We start from the raw sequence: 16,937 nt of genomic DNA, 5'->3' as shown, positions 1-16,937 counted from the left end.
CCTTAAAACCGTAAAGTTGCATCGAAGGTGACGGCGAGATTGCTTTCGCGTTTGCCGTCGTAAGGGCGCTTATCCCAGTTCAGCATCAGCCCGGCGTCGAGGACGTTGTTCCACTGAACGCGCTGCCCGTAGCCGAGGAGGGTGATAGCCCCCGGAGCGTGCTGTTTCTGCCAGTAGGCGCCGCCGCCGGCGACGATCTGCTGGCTCCAGAGGGTGTCGTAGTGCCGGTACATCTGATGGTCGAGGGTGAACGACGCCGCCGTGGAGAGATCCCGCGCAGGGTTGTAATACAGCGTATCGGCGCGGCTATTGGCACTGGCAGCAATTTCCGGCGATAAGGTCAGCGTTATGGCTGGCTTCTGCCATACGCGCTGCTGGCCGCTCACGCTGTACTCTTGCCGACGGTTACCGTCGGAAAAGTCGCTGGCGGCGGCGCTGACGCGGTAGTCGCGACGCTCATTCTGGTACCAGTGCACCGAGGCGGCGGCCCGGTTGGCGCTGATGCCGTTGCGCAGCGCCCGCAGCGGCGTGGTACGTGAAATCCGCTCAAGTTCACCGCTAAACTGCCAGCTATCGACGGGCTGATAAGCCACCGCAATACGCCCGCCGGGCTTGCTGGCACCGTGAAAATGGTTGCTGGAGAGTTCGGCTTCCCCCCAGAAATCGCGCGGCCGCCACTCCACGCCGCCGAAAAGGTGACGCGCGGAACCGCTACCTTCATCAAAATGGCCTTGCGTAAAGCGGGTACCGGCAAACGCTCGCCAGCCGTCGGTGGTGGGGGCGCTGTAGAGCGTGGCGTCCCAGTTGAGATCGTGCGTACCGCTAATTGGGTTATCGGAATACAGCCCTTTACCAGCGTTCACGCGCAGTTCGGAAAAATGCTGAATATCGCGCAGCCTGGCCAGCCTTTGTGCGCTGCGATCTCTTGGCCGCCGGGCGATGATATCGTCCGCCAGTAAATCCATCTGCCGCCACTCATGGAGATCCATCGCGACATAGGCCTGCTGGCTTTCCAGTTCGATACTGGACGGCTCCAGCGCTTCGGCCATTTTGAGCCGGCGCTCGGCAGCTCTGGGCTGCCCGCGGGCCTGTAGCACACCGGCGTAATCGATTTGCAAACCTTGATTGCCCGGCGCGGAATCGGCCAGCTGTTGGGCGCGGGCTTCGGCCTGCGGTAGCGCGTTGCTCGCCGCCAGATACTGGACGTGGAGTGACTGGCCGATCAGCCACAGGTCATTGGGCTGTGGGCTGGGGTCGCCGAGGTCATAGCGGGCCCAGGGCGTGTTCTGTATCACCCGCTCTTCGTACTGCCGGGCCGCGGCGTACTGACCGGTATCCAGTAAGGCGAAAAAAAGGTCGTTCCGATCGTCATCAGGGGCCGGGCGATAGCCGGGGCGTTCGGCGAGCAGCGCCTGCGCGGCGGCGATATTTTGTTGTTCGAGATAAGCCGATATCACCCAGCCGATGGCCCAGTCAGGCACGTCCTGCTGTGCGGCGACCAGGCTCTGGTATTCACTGAGCACTCGCGGGTAGTCGGCGTTGGCGTAGAGTGCGCCAAGCCGGTCGATGCGGGCGCGCATCACATCCTGTTGCGCCTCTGGGTCGACCCGCCAGCGGGCCAACAGCGCGTCGTAGCGGCTAAGCACCTGCTGCGCCAGACGGTAGCGCTCTTGCTCGCTTCGGGTGGGGAGGGTGGCTATGCGCACCCGCTCCGCCGCCGCGTTGAGCTCCAGCTGTCGCCGTTGGGCAGGCGACAGCGCTGCGGCGGATGAATGCGCCTGTGCTGGGGTATCAATCCGATTTTGACTTAGGGCGTCAACCCACTCGTTCAGCATCGCGCGATCGTGCGGCTGACGGGCGAGTGCGAGGGTATCGGTTAAGAGTCGGTCCGCGTTTTTCCCCTGCTGTTGGTACACATAGGCGAGCGTTTGCAGATGGACAGACGTATGCCGCTCGGTGAGCAAGCGACGTGCTTCCAGCAACGCCAGTGCATCCTGGCGGGCGTCGGCCAGGGTTTTTATGTAGCCGATATGGTAGTCATCATTTTCGGGGGCCAGCGTAAGCGCCTGAAGCCAAAGCGACTCGGCCGTTTGCCACTGCTGAAGGTTTCGCGCAGACTGCGCCGCCGCGGCGATCGCGCGCGGTGGGAGCGGCATATATACCTGATAGCGTTGCCAGATCTGCAAAACATCCTGGTCGTTTCCGGCCCATAGCGCCACCTGTAGCCAATCCGCCACCTGCTCGGTATTTAACGCGCGATGCTGCTGGTAACGCTGAACGTAGTTGAGGTATGCGCGGTAATTACCGTTACGGGCCTGCTGAATCTGTTGTTCATATATGGCTTCAGAACCATAAACCAGACCCGGAATGAGTAATAGCAGGCTAAATGAAATCGATAATGTTGAACTGCGATAATGGCGTATTTTATTGTGTTGCGACGAACTATCCATATCTATTTACCATAACTGTATCCAGAGTCCATGACAAAACGTGGCCGCCTTTCAATCCTGATTCAGGGAAAGGTAATAAAGCTGATAACCAGATTGTTCTTTTGCGGTGCCTAACTTACCTTTAGGTAATAAAGGATTTTCCTCGTCGTGGGGGGCGTTTAAGCGCTAATATACACCGGTTATGTTTGACGATAAATATACGGAAAATGGACGCTATGTTTTAGGATTTATCTGTAGATAACGCCATTTTCAGGATTTTTGGATTCATAATAACTATTTTTAACCTATTGATAATGATCTGTTTTATTGGGTTTTTGTATTGATTTCATTACTGCTAAATACAAGCGCTGAAGCTGTGAAATGTCTTTTTAACAGCTAATATTTAGGATGTTTTATGACAAAAACTCTTAATCTGATAAGCAGTATCTTTTCTGTGGTTGTTTTTTAATTATAATCACGATTAGTCATTACAGTGCTGCCTGTTGTGAATGGCGGAAATGACGGGGAGAGAAGGAGTCTAATCTACATCGTTTTGTCATCATTATAATAAGCCATGCAATGGAAATTGTCTTTTCTCCTGAAAGGATGTTCTTGCTTTAATGTATAAGGGATGATTTGTGGCAACATCTATACTGTTAGTAACGCAAGACAGCTACCTCGTCAGAGGCATTGAACTGTTGTTCCCTGATATTATTCAGTTAGATTCTATTGATCGCGAGGTATTTGATGGCGGCGCCGATGAGTATTCAGTATTGATTGATAGCCGCTCGCCGCTCCATTGCTACGACTATCTGATAATGGATGCAACGCGCTCGAAAAAGCCGGTCTCCTGTATCATGCTGGATATGCGCTATCGCGAAGCGGAGATGCTGAATATGAAGCTGTTTTTACGCAACCTGCTTGAACCGACCGATATCACTGCGTTGTTTACGCTGCTGCTGAACATGAAAAGCCGCCGCCTGACGCCGGTCTGGCTGGAAAACCTTGCGCTCAGCGGCGCTGAACGGCTTATGCTGCGTCTTTTAATGGCGGGAATGACGATGGAGGAGGCGGCTGCGACGTTGAATACGTCGGTAAGAGGGCTTTATCGCCAGCGGGCTGAACTGTCGGAGCGACTTGGCGTGGAGAACTTTAACGAGGCCTGCTTATTTATCTTCAAAAACCATCTGCTGGAAACGCCAGACGACACCCGCCATGTCGCTAACCAGCGGGTGTCGTCCAGGGAGCGCGTTTAGCTCTGGGCGCGCGGTTGCGTCACGCGCAGGCCGCTAAACAGCATGGCGACGACGGCGAGCGTGCCGGCCAGCAGCAGCGAAATATGCGTGCCGCCGTTACCAAAGACGTTAAACATCAGCGCCACCAGCGCCGCACCGGTACTCTGACCAAGGAGGCGCGCGGTGCCGAGCATGCCGCTGGCGCCGCCGCTACGGTTGCGCGGGGCGGAAGCAATAATGGTGTGGTTGTTAGGCGACTGGAATAAACCAAAGCCCGCACCGCACAGCAGCATGCGCCAGATAATATCCAGATCGCTCGGCGATGAGGGCAGTAGCGCCATCGCAAATAGCCCGCAGGCCATAATCCCCATTCCCAGCGCACCGAGTAGCCCGGCGTGAACCCGCTCAATCAGGTAGCCCGCCAGCGGCGCCATCACCATGGTCGCCAGCGGCCACGGGGTCAGCAATAAACCGGTCTCAACTTCGCTACGTCCAACCATGGTTTGCAGGAAGAACGGCAGAGAGACCATCGCCAGCATCTGCGCGCAGAAAGAGCAGATGGAGGTACAAATAGAGAGTGAAAACAGCGGAATGCGCAGCAGATCAACCGGCAGCAGCGGCACCGGCAGGCGAAGCTGACGGCGAACGAAGAAGAAGCCAATCACCAGCAGTGCCGCCACTTCGGCTAGCACCAGCGTAGTCGATTGCCCCTGGGCAAAACCGCTGAGCGCGGTAATCAACAGGCCGAAGGTCAGGGCGTTCATCACCGCGCTGGGCAGGTCGAAGCGCGGTTTCTCGCTGCGGCTGCCGTTAGACGGCAGAAAGCGCACGGCCAGCAGCCAGGCAATAACGCCGAGCGGCACGTTAATCAGGAACAGCCACTGCCAGGAGGCCAGAGACAGAATCGCGGCGGCAATCGTCGGGCCCGCAGCCGAAGAGACCGCCACCACAAAGGAGTTAATCCCCATCCCGCGCCCAAGCTGGCGCTGCGGATAGATCAGACGAATCAGCGCCGTGTTGACGCTCATCAGCGCCGCGCCGCCGAAACCCTGGGCAATACGCGCGAGGGTCAGCATCTCAAGTGAATGAGAAAAAGCGCACAGCAGCGAAGTCAGGGTAAAGACCACCAGGCCCGCTTTATAGATGCGGTGGTAGCCAATCATATCGCCAAGGAAAGAGAGGGAGAGCAGAGAGATGACAATCGCAATCTGGTAAGCGTTAACGATCCAGATAGAGGCTGCCGGCGATGCGTTGAGATCGCTGGCGATGGTTGGTAACGCCACGTTGGCGATCGCGCCGTCGAGAACGGCCATGGTGATGCCGATGACAATCGTCAGAATGGCCCCGTAACGCTGAGGCAACGGCAGCCCATCAATCATGTTTCTAGTCATGTTGGAACTTGTTTTGGAGGAAATTATTAACCAGAGAATGATTCTAGCATTGATTAATCAATTGAATGTCTAAGATTTGTAACCAGGTCACAGAAGTTTCATTGCTACGGAGGCTTTGCGAAATTATAATAAAAACCGGTTCTAATATTTATAAAACAGTTGCGATGAGGTGATAAATGTCAGCAGCAGATTTGGACAAGCAGCCAGATTCTGTCTCTTCGGTACTAAAGGTATTTGGTATCCTGCAGGCACTTGGCGAAGAACGCGAAATTGGCATTACTGAACTTTCGCAGCGCGTCATGATGTCGAAAAGCACCGTTTATCGCTTTTTGCAAACCATGAAGTCTTTGGGTTATGTTGCCCAGGAAGGGGAATCTGAAAAGTATTCGCTGACCCTGAAGCTCTTTGAGCTGGGCGCGCGGGCGTTGCAAAACGTCGACCTGATCCGCAGCGCGGATATCCAGATGCGTGAACTCTCTCGTCTGACGAAAGAGACCATTCACCTTGGCGCGCTGGATGAAGACAGTATTGTCTACATCCATAAAATTGACTCCATGTATAACCTGCGTATGTACTCCCGCGTAGGGCGTCGTAACCCGCTGTACAGTACGGCTATTGGTAAGGTTCTGCTGGCGTGGCGTGATACCGCTGAAGTTCGCCAGATCCTGGAAGGCGTTGAGTATAAATGCAGTACTGAACGCACGATTGCCAACACCGATGAGCTGATTACCGTGCTGGAACAGGTGCGTAAGCAGGGCTACGGCGAAGATAACGAAGAGCAGGAAGAAGGGCTGCGCTGTATCGGCGTGCCGGTGTTTGACCGTTTCGGCGTAGTGATCGCCGGTCTGAGTATCTCTTTCCCCACGCTGCGTTTCTCTGAGGAACGTCTGCATGAGTATGTCGAGATGCTGCATACCGCAGCGCGTAAAATTTCCGAACAGATGGGCTATAACGACTACCCGTTCTAATCGCGAAATAAAAAAGCCCGGTGGTTGTCTGCACCGGGCTTTTTTTCGTCTGTCTTAACCCTCGTCGACGACGCTGGCGGTTTTGCGCAGCAGCGGGCAGCTCGGTCGGCCAACCACGCCGTTATCGCCGTGCAGGTAAAATGCGGTACTGAACCCCTGAGCCGTCAGATACTTACACTGGAGCCCCAGGCCACCGGCGGTCTTCTGGCTTCCCGCCAGTACGCCATAACCGCTCAAAAGCACACCAATGGCGATGATGGCCAGGCAAACGATGATCCTGATTAACAGGCGCATAAAAATTCCTCTTCTATTATTTCCTTCATGAATACTACCGTATCGCGATTACGGATTGACACAAGTCTATGATTCCTAAAAGCACGAGTTGCCGTTACAGTTAGCCGCGGTTTAAGGTTAGCATGCTAACCTGGTGACATCTGAATAAGAATTCATGCGGAGAGTGGAGTGAAAAAGTTTCGGTGGGTATTATTGATACTCGTGATTGCCGCCTGCCTGCTGCTCTGGACACAAATGATCAACGTGATGTGCGATCAGGACGTTCAGTTTTTTAGCGGCGTTTGCAGCATTAACCGGTTTATACCCTGGTAAAACATTTTTGCCGGCAGCATTTCCTTCCGTGATGTGAGTGGTAGAATGGATCGTTCCTTTTGAGGTGGTGAAATGAGTGATCTTGTAAGTTCTGGGGCATTAAATCTGGCATCTCTGGCGTTATCCTTCCTGCTGCTGTTGGTCGGTCTGGTTCTGTGGTTCTTTGTGAATCGCGCCAGCTCCCGCGCAAACGAGCAAATCGAACTCCTTGAATCGCTGCTCGATCAGCAAAAGCGTCAGAATGCGCTGCTGCGTCGTTTATGCGAAGCCAATGAGCCAGAGAAACAGGAAGAAGAAACGTTGCAGGCAGAAGAGAAAAAAGAAGACGACAAAGACGATTTTATTCGCCTGGTTGCCGAGCGGTAATAACGTTGTGCGATGACTCCGTGCAGCCTATCGCAGGCTGCCGGACAGAATGCTGATGCACCGTTCCGGTGCAAGTTCGTTTCCCCCTGTTTGTTATCCTTTCATTGCGCGTGTCGATTGGGCTTTTGCGCAAACTGAGTCACCCCAAATGTGGAACCGCCATCCCGTCTGATGGCATAACGGTATGTTATTGTTATCCATCATCCATTGATGAGTATTATTTTTATACGCCTATTATTATCGTTCATAATAATGTTGTAGTGGTGCTTAACGATCGGGCGAATCGGCTTGATAATAGCGAAACGTTTTTATTGCGTTGTTATGAAGCAATGTCACAAAACGATCATTATTTTGGTGCAAAATAACGCGGATGATTAACCGGAACTGCTTCGATGCGCATCGTGGGGAGATCATGCACTTATAACCGGCCATCAAAATGGCAGGCGAAAAAGTTATAGTGAAAATAATCTAACGATATAAATTTTTGTGTTGCGGCACAGCGATTCTGGACGCGGTAAAAAAGTTGGTCTATGTTAAAAATGCCTTACGTTACCGTAAGCTAGGTCACGTTTAGGGCATCTGCCACCTGCCCGGCAGGTTGCTCTCGTAGGCGCAACGACGCCCCTGAGCAAATGATTTGTTGGGATTTGTGCGGCCGATCGAGTCACGTTTAAAAATGGCTTGCCATTATTTACGTTGTATGTGATAACACGTTTTGGGTTAAACGAGGTACAGTTCTGTTTATGTATGGCATTATCAGTAAAGAAGTTCTGAGTAAACACGTTGACGTTGAATACCGCTTCTCTGCCGAACCTTATATTAGTGCCTCATGCAGTCATGTCTCAGTTTTATCTATGAAAACGCCTGCGGGCGCAGAAAACACTCTAAGGAATTTTGCAAATGGCAAAGATTAAAGGTCAAGTTAAGTGGTTCAACGAGTCTAAAGGTTTTGGCTTCATTACTCCGGCTGACGGCAGCAAAGATGTATTCGTACACTTCTCTGCGATCCAGGGTAACGGCTTCAAAACTCTGGCTGAAGGCCAGAACGTTGAGTTCGAAATTCAGGACGGCCAGAAAGGCCCAGCGGCTGTTAACGTAACCGCTATCTGATTCGATACCCACTGATCTTGCGGCGCGCAAGCGCAACGTTATCAGACATAAAGCCTCGCGACTGCGGGGCTTTATCATTTTTATCATCATCCGCCCTGAACCCTCGCTTCGCCTTCCGCCCGCGCCAGAATAGCGGTACACTTTCGCCCTTTGTTATCTAGCCGGAGTTGTTATGTCCTACAGTTGTCCGCTCTGCCACGCGCCGCTCACGCGCAGCGGCAATAGTTACCTTTGCCCGCAGCGTCATCAGTTCGATCGGGCGAAAGAGGGCTACGTTAACCTCCTGCCGGTGCAGCATAAACGTTCTCGCGACCCGGGCGACAGTGCGGAGATGATGCAGGCGCGCCGGGCCTTTCTTGATGCTGGGCACTATCAGCCGCTGCGCGATGCGGTAAGCGATAAACTGAGCGCGATTCAGCCGCAGCAGCTGCTGGATATCGGCTGTGGAGAAGGGTACTACACCCACGCGTTTGCCGCCCAGGCGCAGGAAACGTGGGGCCTGGATGTGTCGAAAACCGCGGTCCGCTTCGGCGCTAAGCGTTATCCGCAGGTGAACTTTTGCGTTGCTTCTAGCCAGCGTCTGCCTTTTGCTGATCACAGTATGGATGTGGTGATTCGCATTTATGCTCCCTGTAATCCGCAGGAGCTTAAACGGGTTGTGAAGCCGGGCGGTTGGGTGATTACCGTCACCCCGGGCCCGCACCATCTCGTTGAGCTGAAAGGGCTGATTTACAGTGAAGTACAGCTGCATGCGCCGCACTCAGAGGTGATTGACGGGTTTACGCTCGAGAGCCACGATGCGCTGGCCTATCCGATGCAGTTAACCGGCGCTGAAGCGGTGACGCTATTGCAGATGACGCCATTTGCATGGCGGGCAAAGCCAGAAGTGTGGGAGAGGTTACAGCAGCAGACGCAGTTTGACTGCCAGACGGATTTCGCGATTCACGCCTGGCGCCGGGAAGCCGATTAACCCATATAGTGGGCGTAGAGGATCTGTGCGCCGATAGCGATAAGCACGATCCCGCCCAGAATTTCGGCCCGTTTGCCGAGCAGCGGGCCGATAAAGCGGCCGACCATAATACCAAGCGTCGACATCACAAAGGTGGCGCAGCCGATGGCAAACGCGGTAGTCAGAATATTGACCTGCAGGAACGCCAGGCCAACGCCAACGGCCATCGCATCGAGGCTGGTGGCAATCGCGGTGGTGACCAGCAGCCAGAAACCATGGCGACGCGGCGCTTCTTTTTCGTCGTCGTCATTGCCGCGTATCCCCTCGATAACCATACGCCCGCCGAGGAACACCAGCAGTACAAAGGCCACCCAGTGGCTCCATTCCATCACGAACTGGCTGGCAAGCATCCCCAGTCCCCAGCCGATAAGCGGGGTGAGCATTTCGATCACGCCAAAGATCAGGCCGGTACGCAGCGCTTCAGAGAATTTGGGTTTATGCAGGGTGGCGCCTTTACCAATCGATGCAGCGAATGCATCCATCGACATACCTAAGGCAAGGAGGATAGTGGCGGTTAAATTCATGTGCGTGTCCAGACCGGGAAGTTTCCATACGACACATTCCTGCCCCCAGTAATCAGCAGTAAATGCGTCTATGGTCTCGCTTGACTACTGACGTAATCCGTACGCACCACGTTTTGCAACGAGTATGTTGACACGTACATTTCCAGCTAGTGGAAATCAGCTACTCCCCAACGACGGGCGCAACCTTAACATATTTTTAGAATATAAAACAACTCTTGCTATTGCTTATTTAATCGTTTAGTGATAACGATTTTCATTTGGATTTATTGCGTAATCAGGAAGTTAATAAATATGAAGGGAAATGCTGGGCTAAACATAGCCAACGCTATAACTACATTGCCTGAAAATAACACAGTTATAGCGAAGGCTATATTATAACTTATTGATTATTAATGAGAAGGTTGTATATCTTTTCGAGGTCATCAATATTCTTGACCCGCACAAGAAGACGGCGTTTTTCTAATTGCATCACCAGCACGCCATCCTCGGATAAATTCATTTTCTGGATCCGGCTATATTTAATCCACGCATTGGCGAAGAAAAAACCTTCCGCTTTGAAAATAATCTTTGGGCTACGGATCCAGAACAGATAAAAGCCCATCAGCGCCAGCGCACATAATAACCATGTGGTTATAATTTCGCCGTGGTGGGTCACGTTGTTGTAAATCAGAATGGCGATCAGCACGACGAAGATAACGCTGTCTACGCGTCCGGGACGCAGCAGGGGAACCGAAAGCAGGGTAGCGCCGTGGCGGCGGGGCATAATGAACTGGTCGTAAATGGCGAATGCCAGCAGCGCGAGGATGAAAAGAACCAGTATCAGATCCGTTATTGTCATTAAGCCTCCAGATAAAAAAAACCGGGGGCAGAGGCCCCCGGCGTACAGCAGATATTACAGACCCAGCAGGCCGATTGCGTAGCCCACGATACCGATGACGAAGAAGCCAACGATGATCCACAGGGCGTTAACTTTCTTACGCAGCAGCCACATACAGGCGAAGGTCAACAGCAGCGGTACCAGGCCCGGCATCAGCTGGTCAAGGATAGTCTGCACGGTGGTCACGCGAGTCTGGCCATCCTGACCGGTGATGGTTGAAACCACCAGCGGGATGTTCACGTGTGTCCACTTGTTCACCAGGGCCCCCATAACAAACAGGCCGAGGATTGACGCCCCCTCAGTCAGTTTCTGCAGGAAGCCGCCGCCCATATCGCTAACGATATCGATACCTTTACGGTAGCCGTAAGCCACGCCGTAGTAACGGGTTGCCAGACGTACCAGGTTGAACAGGATGAAGAACAGCAGCGGACCAAGCAGGCTACCGCTCATCGCGATACCGGCGCCCAGCGCGGCGAATACCGGACGTACGGTACCCCAGAAAATCGGGTCGCCCACGCCTGCCAGCGGGCCCATCAGACCTACTTTGATACCGTTGATGGCACCATCGTCAATCTCTGCGCCGTTAGCACGCTGTTCTTCCATCGCCAGCGTTACGCCGAGTACCGGCGCCGCAACGTACGGATGGGTGTTAAAGAATTCCAGGTGACGCTTAATCGCTTGTTTACGCGCATCGTTGTTCTCTGGGTACAGGCGTTTAATCGCCGGAACCATGGAGAAGCAGAAGCCCAGCGCCTGCATACGTTCGAAGTTCCATGAACCCTGGAACAGGTTAGAACGAAGGAACACGCCACGAATATCACCCGGAGTGAGTTTTTTCTCGGTGGTAGTTTTAGTCACATCAACCATTTCGCTCACCTGTTAGTCCAGTTCGTTGTCGAGATCGTTATTGCCAGCTGCCTGAGCTGGTGCACCGGCTACGCGGTTGTATTTCGGGCTCAGCTGGATGTAGAGGATAGCCATCACTGCGCCGATCACACCCAGAGCAACCAGGTTGAAGTCAGTGAATGCGGCGGTCACGAAGCCCAGGTAGAAGAACGGCATCAGGTAGCCTGCGCGCATCATGTTGATGACCATCGCATAACCAACCACCACGATCATGCCACCGGCGATGTTCAGACCGCTGGTCACCACTTCCGGAATGGCGTTCAGCATGCCCTGAACTTCACTGGTGCCGACGGAAACGGCAACGATGACAGCTGGGATAGCAATACGCATCGCCTGCAGGAACAGGGAGGACACGTGGATCCAGGACAGCGCCGTGAGGTTTCCGCTCTCCGCCGCTTTATCCGCTGCGTGCTGGAAGGCCACGGTGATGGTACGAACGATAATGGTCAGAACCTGGCCCGCAGCGGCCAGCGGAATCGCCAGCGCGATACCGGCACCGATGCCCTGATGGCCTGCGATAACCAGAATGGTTGAAATGATAGAGGCCAGGGCGGCATCCGGCGCAACGGCTGCACCGATGTTCATCCAGCCCAGCGCGATCATTTCAAGGGTACCACCGATGATAATACCGGTTTTCATGTCCCCGAGAACGATACCGACCAGGGTACAAGCGACCAGCGGGCGGTGGAACTGAAATTCATCAAGTATCGATTCCATACCCGCGATACATGCGACGATGAACACCAGCACAATCTGAAGAGTGGTAATCTCCATTGTACTTCTCCTATTGCTAATTCAAACTTAAGTGTGAAGGCTAAAAAAGGTTGCCAGAGCGCTTATTTCGGCACTTTGGCAATCAGATCCATCATTTTCAGTCTCTGATCGGTGGAAACCTTACGGACTTCCAGCTCGATCCCGCGTGCGTTCAGTTTCTGGAAGGCTTCAATATCCTTCTCATCAACGGAAACGGCGTTGTTCACCTGGGTTTTGCCCTGGCGGAACGCCATGCCGCCGACGTTAACGGAAGTCACTTTCACGCCGCCTTCCACAATACGTTCAACGTCAGTCGGGTTAGTGAACAGCAGCATCACGCGCTCGCCCGCATATTTCGGGTTGTTGTAGACGCGGATCATTTTGGCGACATCGACAACGTGTGCCGTTACGCCTGGAGGAGCAACCTGAGTCAGCAGCGTTTTACGCACGGTGTCGGCAGCCACTTCGTCGCTGACAACAATAATGCGGGTCACGTTGGTTTCTTTGGTCCAGCGGGTCGCAACCTGACCGTGAATCAGACGGTCATCGATACGCGCCAGGCCGATGACCATGTAATCGTTCGGGCCCATCGGTTTCGCTGGTGCAGCGGCTTTTGGTGCGACAGGTGCAGCAACCGGCGCGGCTTTTTCCACCGGTTTGGCTTTCAGCGCTTTCACGCCTTCGCTACCGGTTTCAACGGCCAGAGCGACCAGTTCGTCGAAGCTCGGGTTGTCGTCGCGGGCCATGAAGGTTTCGACCAGCATCGGGACGTTGACGCCAGCGATCACTTCATAGTTTTCTTTATCGACAACGATACGGCTTGCCGCATTGAATGGGCTACCGCCCCAGGTGTCGACCAGGAACAACACACCTTTGCTGGTATCAAGCTTAGCCAGCTGTGCGGTGTATTTTTCGATTAACGTTTCTGCGTTCTCGCCAGGCACGAAATCGATCCAGCCAACATTCTCCTGCTCACCCAACAGCATTTCTGCCGTTTTCAGCAGTTGTTCTGCTGCCCAACCATGTGTGCCTATTACAATAGCAATCGTCACTTGCTACCTCCTTTTATTATCGTGTGTATCAGTATGCCCGATACATTTTGAGCCGATGTCGTGACCGAATCGATTCAGACAAGGGTTAGAGAGATAAACCAATAAATACCGAGAATTATTTTAGACAGTGAAAGAATAATTAATGTGATGAAGATCCGTAATTTAGTTAAAGGGCGACAATTATTTCATGCTGCAAAAAATTACCTTACATTTTGCAAAGACTCGTAAATCTCTGCCAAAATGTCATTTGTTTTTGCTATGTTGTATATCCGTTTAACTACACAGGAGTATAGGGCATCAGCCCGTAGTATGGATCGTCACCGACGCCGTTTCACCACCAGCCGCTTTTGCGGCACACGTCCTGGCCCTGCGCGCCACATTTTTCTATCGCCTGGTATCGTCTCGCTTAAACATGACATAGCGATGACTCGTCACGTCTCTCGTTGGAGTGGTTTATGGAACTGTTAATGGACCCGTCAATCTGGGCCGGATTGTTGACGCTTGTCGTTCTGGAAATCGTTCTCGGTATTGATAACCTGGTATTTATCGCGATTCTTGCCGATAAACTGCCGCCGAAACAACGAGATAAAGCCCGTCTTATCGGTCTTTCTCTGGCGCTAATCATGCGTCTGGGACTGCTTTCCGTGATCTCGTGGATGGTGACTCTGACCGCGCCGCTGTTTAGCGTATGGGGGCAGACCTTCTCCGGACGCGACCTGATCATGCTGGTGGGCGGCCTGTTCCTGCTGTTTAAAGCCACCACCGAGCTGCACGAGCGGCTGGAAAACCGTCAGCACGACTCGGGCCACGGTAAAGGCTATTCCAGCTTCTGGGTCGTGGTCATGCAGATTGTGGTGCTTGACGCGGTGTTCTCGCTGGATGCGGTAATCACCGCGGTCGGGATGGTGAACCATCTGCCGGTGATGATGGCCGCGGTGGTGATCGCCATGGGCGTGATGCTGCTGGCTTCGAAACCGCTGACGCGCTTTGTCAACCAGCATCCGACGGTGGTGGTGCTGTGTCTGAGCTTCCTGCTGATGATCGGCTTGAGCCTGGTAGCGGAAGGTTTTGGCTTCCATATTCCGAAAGGCTACCTGTACGCCGCGATTGGCTTCTCAATCATCATTGAGCTGTTTAACCAGATCGCACGCCGTAACTTTATTCGTCATCAGTCGACGCTGCCGCTGCGCGCACGCACCGCCGATGCCATTCTGCGCCTGATGGGCAACCGCAAGCCGGTAAGCGCCGCGCAGGAAGAAGGGCATCCGACCAACGTGCCGGTACCGGAAGGGGCGTTTGTTGAAGAAGAGCGCTACATGATTAACGGCGTGCTGACGCTGGCCTCGCGCTCGCTGCGCAGCATTATGACGCCGCGTGGCGAAATCAGCTGGGTGGACGCCGACCTGAGCGTGGACGAAATCCGCGAACAGCTGCTGTCATCGCCGCACAGCCTGTTCCCGGTGTGTCGCGGTGAACTGGATGAAATCGTCGGTATTGTCCGCGCTAAAGAGCTGCTGGTGGCGCTGGAAGCGGGTGAAGACGTGCTGGCGATTGCCGCCGCGACGCCGGCGATTATCGTGCCGGACACGCTGGATCCGATCAACATGCTGGGCGTGCTGCGCCGGGCGCGCGGCAGCTTCGTTATCGTGACCAACGAGTTTGGCGTGGTGCAGGGGCTGGTTACGCCGCTGGACGTGCTGGAGGCCATTGCCGGTGAATTCCCGGATGCGGATGAAACGCCGGAAATCGTCGCCGACGGTGAAGGCTGGTTAGTAAAAGGCTCCACCGACCTGCACGCGCTACAGCAAACGCTGGGCCTCGAAAACCTGGTGGATGAAGATAACGACTACGCCACCGTGGCGGGGCTGGTGATTGCGGTCAATGGCCAGATCCCGGCAGTCGGCGAGACGGTTGAACTGCCGTCCGCGCAGATTACCGTGACGGCGGCCAACGGGTATCGTGTCGATCAGGTACGCGTGGTGAAGCGGGTTTCAGCCCACGACGAAGAAGAGTAACCCCCGGTAGCCCGGCGTCAGCGTAGACGCCGGGCTACGGTTGTTTCGCCTCATGTTCAGCCAGCCACTGCGGGAAATCTTCCAGCGGCATCGGCGGCGAAAACAGATATCCCTGCAACAGGTGAACGCCGTGGCGCTGTAAATACTGCGCCTGCTCGCGCGTTTCCACGCCCTCCGCAATCAGTTCAATATTCAGCCGCTGCCCCAGCGCGATAATGATCTCGGTGACCGTTGAGTTCACCGCATCGGTGCCGATGGCGCTGGTGAAGGATTTATCAATCTTCAGCACGTCGGGATGCAGCATCTCAAGCCAGGACAGAGAGCTGTTGCCTGTGCCAAAGTCATCGATCGCCAGTTTGACCTGGCGATTCCCCAGCTCGCTGCGCACCTGATAGTTAACATCGTGCAGGGCATCGCGCTCGGTCAGTTCTACCGTCAACTGCTGAACGGGCTGATAGCTAAACCAGTGCTGATGTAAATCCTGCATCAGACGGCCATTCTTGAAGTGCGGGGCGGCAACGTTGATGCCTATCTGGAACGCCGGGTCCTGCGGGAAAAGAGACAGTTTTTTTGCTGTTTCGCCGATCACATAGCGGGTGAGGGGAATAATCAGGTGTTGCGTTTCCGCAATGGGGATAAACACGTCCGGTTCTACCCAGCCCACTCGCGGGTTGTGCCACCGTAGCAGGATCTCCACGCCGATGCAGCGCTGCATGCGGGCGTCCATCTGCGGCTGGCAGTAGAGGCTGAACTCTTTCCCCGCGATACCCATATTAATTTCCCGCGAGAAGCTGAGCCGCCCGGCGGTGGCCAACCATGCAATCCAGGTAAACAGCACGCTCATGATAATCGCCAGCGGCAGTTGCGAGAGCAGGTTACGCAGCGCCAGCCGTTCAGCGCCGGGGCTGAGGGCGCTGACGCTAAACGGGAACGCCGCGGAGCTACGGGTGTAGATACTGTCGCCGTTGCTGGACAGCGCATCGGTAATTCCGACGTCGGGCTGGTAATGCTGGTTCCCCACGTTGAGGCTGATGTGGTTAATCAGCGGCGGTGCCGGCTCGAGGATAATATTGCTGAGCAGGTCGATGTTGATCGACACCAGTACGCCGTCCTGGCCGTCGGCGGACGCCGGGTACCATTGAATCAGTATCGGCGTGCCTTTCAGCACCGAATGGTCGGTGGCCAGCTCAAGGCGCGGCTGGCCGTTGGGCAGCCAGGGCTGAAGCGTGTGCACGGCAACATTGCGGGCGCCCAGCGTGCTGGAACAGTACAGCTGCCCCGATTTTACCAGCGCCACTGAGCGTACCGTTTGTAGCATGACCGCCAGTTTGCGCAACGGCAGGTGAATGGCCATACAGGGCTGCCCCACCAGCGCCAGCATCTCCTGACGCTGAAATTCCACGGGGCGCAATATTTTATTCAAGCTTTCGACAGAATGGGCCGTCAGCGCGTCTATCTGCTGCTGATTTACGCCACGCTGCGAAATAAATCGCGTACCCAGGGTGAGGGCAAAGGCACCCACCGCGATAATCACACAGACCGCGATTCGCTTACGCAGATACTTCCTGATAATCCATTGTGCTGTCTGCATGTCCGATGCTCAGTGCGGATGTATTGATACTGAAAATACCAGTGTCGGCAAAGCAAGTGTAGCGGCCAGCAAACATTGTGAGGGAAAAGAGGGAAATAAATCACC

Annotated in this window: 16 protein-coding genes and 1 pseudogene; 8 read left to right on the top strand and 9 right to left on the bottom strand. The window is 54.4% G+C overall.

All coding sequences use genetic code 11. The features are described from left to right. Nucleotides 1-2 precede the first annotated feature (2 nt). On the bottom strand, nucleotides 3-2,450 hold the full coding sequence (gene pgaA / locus ACK5JN_RS03125) for a poly-beta-1,6 N-acetyl-D-glucosamine export porin PgaA (RefSeq protein WP_416868820.1): 2,448 nt from the start codon (nucleotides 2,448-2,450) through the stop codon (nucleotides 3-5). 617 nt (nucleotides 2,451-3,067) lie between these two features. On the opposite strand from pgaA, the gene ACK5JN_RS03120 reads away from it, so the two are divergent. After that, entirely contained in the window at nucleotides 3,068-3,685 is a 618-nt protein-coding gene (locus ACK5JN_RS03120; RefSeq protein WP_416868819.1) for a helix-turn-helix transcriptional regulator, read from the top strand. Here ACK5JN_RS03120 and ACK5JN_RS03115 read toward each other — a convergent pair. Beyond that, nucleotides 3,682-5,055, bottom strand: coding sequence for an MFS transporter (locus ACK5JN_RS03115; protein WP_416868818.1), 1,374 nt, complete (start codon nucleotides 5,053-5,055; stop codon nucleotides 3,682-3,684). The genes ACK5JN_RS03120 and ACK5JN_RS03115 overlap by 4 nt on opposite strands. Nucleotides 5,056-5,231: 176 nt before the next feature. Between ACK5JN_RS03115 and kdgR the strand changes: the two genes are divergently transcribed. Next, nucleotides 5,232-6,023, top strand: coding sequence for a DNA-binding transcriptional regulator KdgR (gene kdgR / locus ACK5JN_RS03110; RefSeq protein WP_064544768.1), 792 nt, complete (start codon nucleotides 5,232-5,234; stop codon nucleotides 6,021-6,023). Between the two features lie 54 nt (nucleotides 6,024-6,077). On the opposite strand, the gene ACK5JN_RS03105 is transcribed toward kdgR, so the two are convergent. Further along, nucleotides 6,078-6,317 carry a YobH family protein gene (locus ACK5JN_RS03105; protein ID WP_416868817.1) on the bottom strand — a complete coding sequence of 80 codons (240 nt, stop codon included), beginning with the start codon at nucleotides 6,315-6,317 and terminating at the stop codon, nucleotides 6,078-6,080. Nucleotides 6,318-6,485: 168 nt separating this feature from the next. Here ACK5JN_RS03105 and mgrB point away from each other — a divergent pair, with 168 nt between their 5' ends. The 5 genes and pseudogenes from mgrB to rlmA all read left to right on the top strand — a co-directional run bounded on the left by mgrB (nucleotide 6,486) and on the right by rlmA (nucleotide 9,075). Beyond that, nucleotides 6,486-6,629 carry a PhoP/PhoQ regulator MgrB gene (gene mgrB / locus ACK5JN_RS03100; RefSeq protein ID WP_064544774.1) on the top strand — a complete coding sequence of 48 codons (144 nt, stop codon included), beginning with the start codon at nucleotides 6,486-6,488 and terminating at the stop codon, nucleotides 6,627-6,629. A gap of 72 nt (nucleotides 6,630-6,701) precedes the next feature. After that, on the top strand, nucleotides 6,702-6,995 hold the full coding sequence (locus ACK5JN_RS03095) for a YebO family protein (protein ID WP_416868816.1): 294 nt from the start codon (nucleotides 6,702-6,704) through the stop codon (nucleotides 6,993-6,995). Between the two features lie 743 nt (nucleotides 6,996-7,738). Then, a pseudogene (locus ACK5JN_RS03090) lies at nucleotides 7,739-7,883 on the top strand (DUF2627 domain-containing protein). Between the two features lie 12 nt (nucleotides 7,884-7,895). After that, nucleotides 7,896-8,105: a transcription antiterminator/RNA stability regulator CspE gene (gene cspE, locus ACK5JN_RS03085; protein WP_001062678.1), complete on the top strand. Its 210-nt coding sequence runs from the start codon at nucleotides 7,896-7,898 to the stop codon at nucleotides 8,103-8,105. Between the two features lie 172 nt (nucleotides 8,106-8,277). Beyond that, nucleotides 8,278-9,075: a 23S rRNA (guanine(745)-N(1))-methyltransferase gene (gene rlmA, locus ACK5JN_RS03080; protein ID WP_416868815.1), complete on the top strand. Its 798-nt coding sequence runs from the start codon at nucleotides 8,278-8,280 to the stop codon at nucleotides 9,073-9,075. Here the strand turns inward: rlmA and mntP are convergent. The 5 genes from mntP to manX all read right to left on the bottom strand — a co-directional run bounded on the left by mntP (nucleotide 9,072) and on the right by manX (nucleotide 13,226). Further along, on the bottom strand, nucleotides 9,072-9,638 hold the full coding sequence (gene mntP, locus ACK5JN_RS03075; protein WP_416868814.1) for a manganese efflux pump MntP: 567 nt from the start codon (nucleotides 9,636-9,638) through the stop codon (nucleotides 9,072-9,074). The genes rlmA and mntP overlap by 4 nt on opposite strands. A gap of 379 nt (nucleotides 9,639-10,017) precedes the next feature. Then, the gene (locus ACK5JN_RS03070; RefSeq protein ID WP_416868813.1) at nucleotides 10,018-10,476 is read right to left on the bottom strand and encodes a DUF986 family protein; all 459 of its coding nucleotides are present in this window, start codon (nucleotides 10,474-10,476) and stop codon (nucleotides 10,018-10,020) included. A gap of 54 nt (nucleotides 10,477-10,530) precedes the next feature. Beyond that, nucleotides 10,531-11,382 carry a PTS mannose transporter subunit IID gene (locus ACK5JN_RS03065; protein WP_416868812.1) on the bottom strand — a complete coding sequence of 284 codons (852 nt, stop codon included), beginning with the start codon at nucleotides 11,380-11,382 and terminating at the stop codon, nucleotides 10,531-10,533. 12 nt (nucleotides 11,383-11,394) lie between these two features. Then, a complete protein-coding gene (gene manY / locus ACK5JN_RS03060; RefSeq protein ID WP_416868811.1) occupies nucleotides 11,395-12,195 on the bottom strand; it encodes a PTS mannose transporter subunit IIC in 801 nt (266 codons plus the stop codon). 62 nt (nucleotides 12,196-12,257) lie between these two features. Beyond that, nucleotides 12,258-13,226, bottom strand: a complete 969-nt coding sequence (gene manX, locus ACK5JN_RS03055; protein ID WP_416868810.1) for a PTS mannose transporter subunit IIAB — start codon at nucleotides 13,224-13,226, stop codon at nucleotides 12,258-12,260. A 455-nt stretch (nucleotides 13,227-13,681) separates the two neighbouring features. Between manX and yoaE the strand changes: the two genes are divergently transcribed. After that, complete coding sequence (gene yoaE / locus ACK5JN_RS03050; RefSeq protein ID WP_416868809.1) at nucleotides 13,682-15,241, top strand: CNNM family cation transport protein YoaE; 1,560 nt, start codon at nucleotides 13,682-13,684, stop codon at nucleotides 15,239-15,241. A 34-nt stretch (nucleotides 15,242-15,275) separates the two neighbouring features. Here yoaE and ACK5JN_RS03045 read toward each other — a convergent pair whose 3' ends face one another. Beyond that, nucleotides 15,276-16,832: an EAL domain-containing protein gene (locus tag ACK5JN_RS03045; RefSeq protein WP_416868808.1), complete on the bottom strand. Its 1,557-nt coding sequence runs from the start codon at nucleotides 16,830-16,832 to the stop codon at nucleotides 15,276-15,278. Nucleotides 16,833-16,937 lie beyond the last annotated feature (105 nt).

Origin of the sequence: Kluyvera sp., from assembly GCF_047971185.1 — a bacterium.
Classification (GTDB): Bacteria; Pseudomonadota; Gammaproteobacteria; order Enterobacterales; family Enterobacteriaceae; genus Kluyvera.
Note: the sequence above shows the minus strand (reverse complement) of the source record. Positions and strands in the feature narration are given on the sequence as shown.

Bases quoted from the DNA above. Each gene is read 5' to 3' on its own strand.
- pgaA (WP_416868820.1), bottom strand. From the start codon at position 2,450: ATGGATAGTTCGTCGCAACACAATAAAATACGCCATTATCGCAGTTCA.
- ACK5JN_RS03115 (WP_416868818.1), bottom strand. From the start codon at position 5,055: ATGACTAGAAACATGATTGATGGGCTGCCGTTGCCTCAGCGTTACGGG.
- kdgR (WP_064544768.1), top strand. From the start codon at position 5,232: ATGTCAGCAGCAGATTTGGACAAGCAGCCAGATTCTGTCTCTTCGGTA.
- ACK5JN_RS03105 (WP_416868817.1), bottom strand. From the start codon at position 6,317: ATGCGCCTGTTAATCAGGATCATCGTTTGCCTGGCCATCATCGCCATT.
- ACK5JN_RS03095 (WP_416868816.1), top strand. From the start codon at position 6,702: ATGAGTGATCTTGTAAGTTCTGGGGCATTAAATCTGGCATCTCTGGCG.
- cspE (WP_001062678.1), top strand. From the start codon at position 7,896: ATGGCAAAGATTAAAGGTCAAGTTAAGTGGTTCAACGAGTCTAAAGGT.
- rlmA (WP_416868815.1), top strand. From the start codon at position 8,278: ATGTCCTACAGTTGTCCGCTCTGCCACGCGCCGCTCACGCGCAGCGGC.
- mntP (WP_416868814.1), bottom strand. From the start codon at position 9,638: ATGAATTTAACCGCCACTATCCTCCTTGCCTTAGGTATGTCGATGGAT.
- ACK5JN_RS03070 (WP_416868813.1), bottom strand. From the start codon at position 10,476: ATGACAATAACGGATCTGATACTGGTTCTTTTCATCCTCGCGCTGCTG.
- ACK5JN_RS03065 (WP_416868812.1), bottom strand. From the start codon at position 11,382: ATGGTTGATGTGACTAAAACTACCACCGAGAAAAAACTCACTCCGGGT.
- manY (WP_416868811.1), bottom strand. From the start codon at position 12,195: ATGGAGATTACCACTCTTCAGATTGTGCTGGTGTTCATCGTCGCATGT.
- yoaE (WP_416868809.1), top strand. From the start codon at position 13,682: ATGGAACTGTTAATGGACCCGTCAATCTGGGCCGGATTGTTGACGCTT.
- ACK5JN_RS03045 (WP_416868808.1), bottom strand. From the start codon at position 16,832: ATGCAGACAGCACAATGGATTATCAGGAAGTATCTGCGTAAGCGAATC.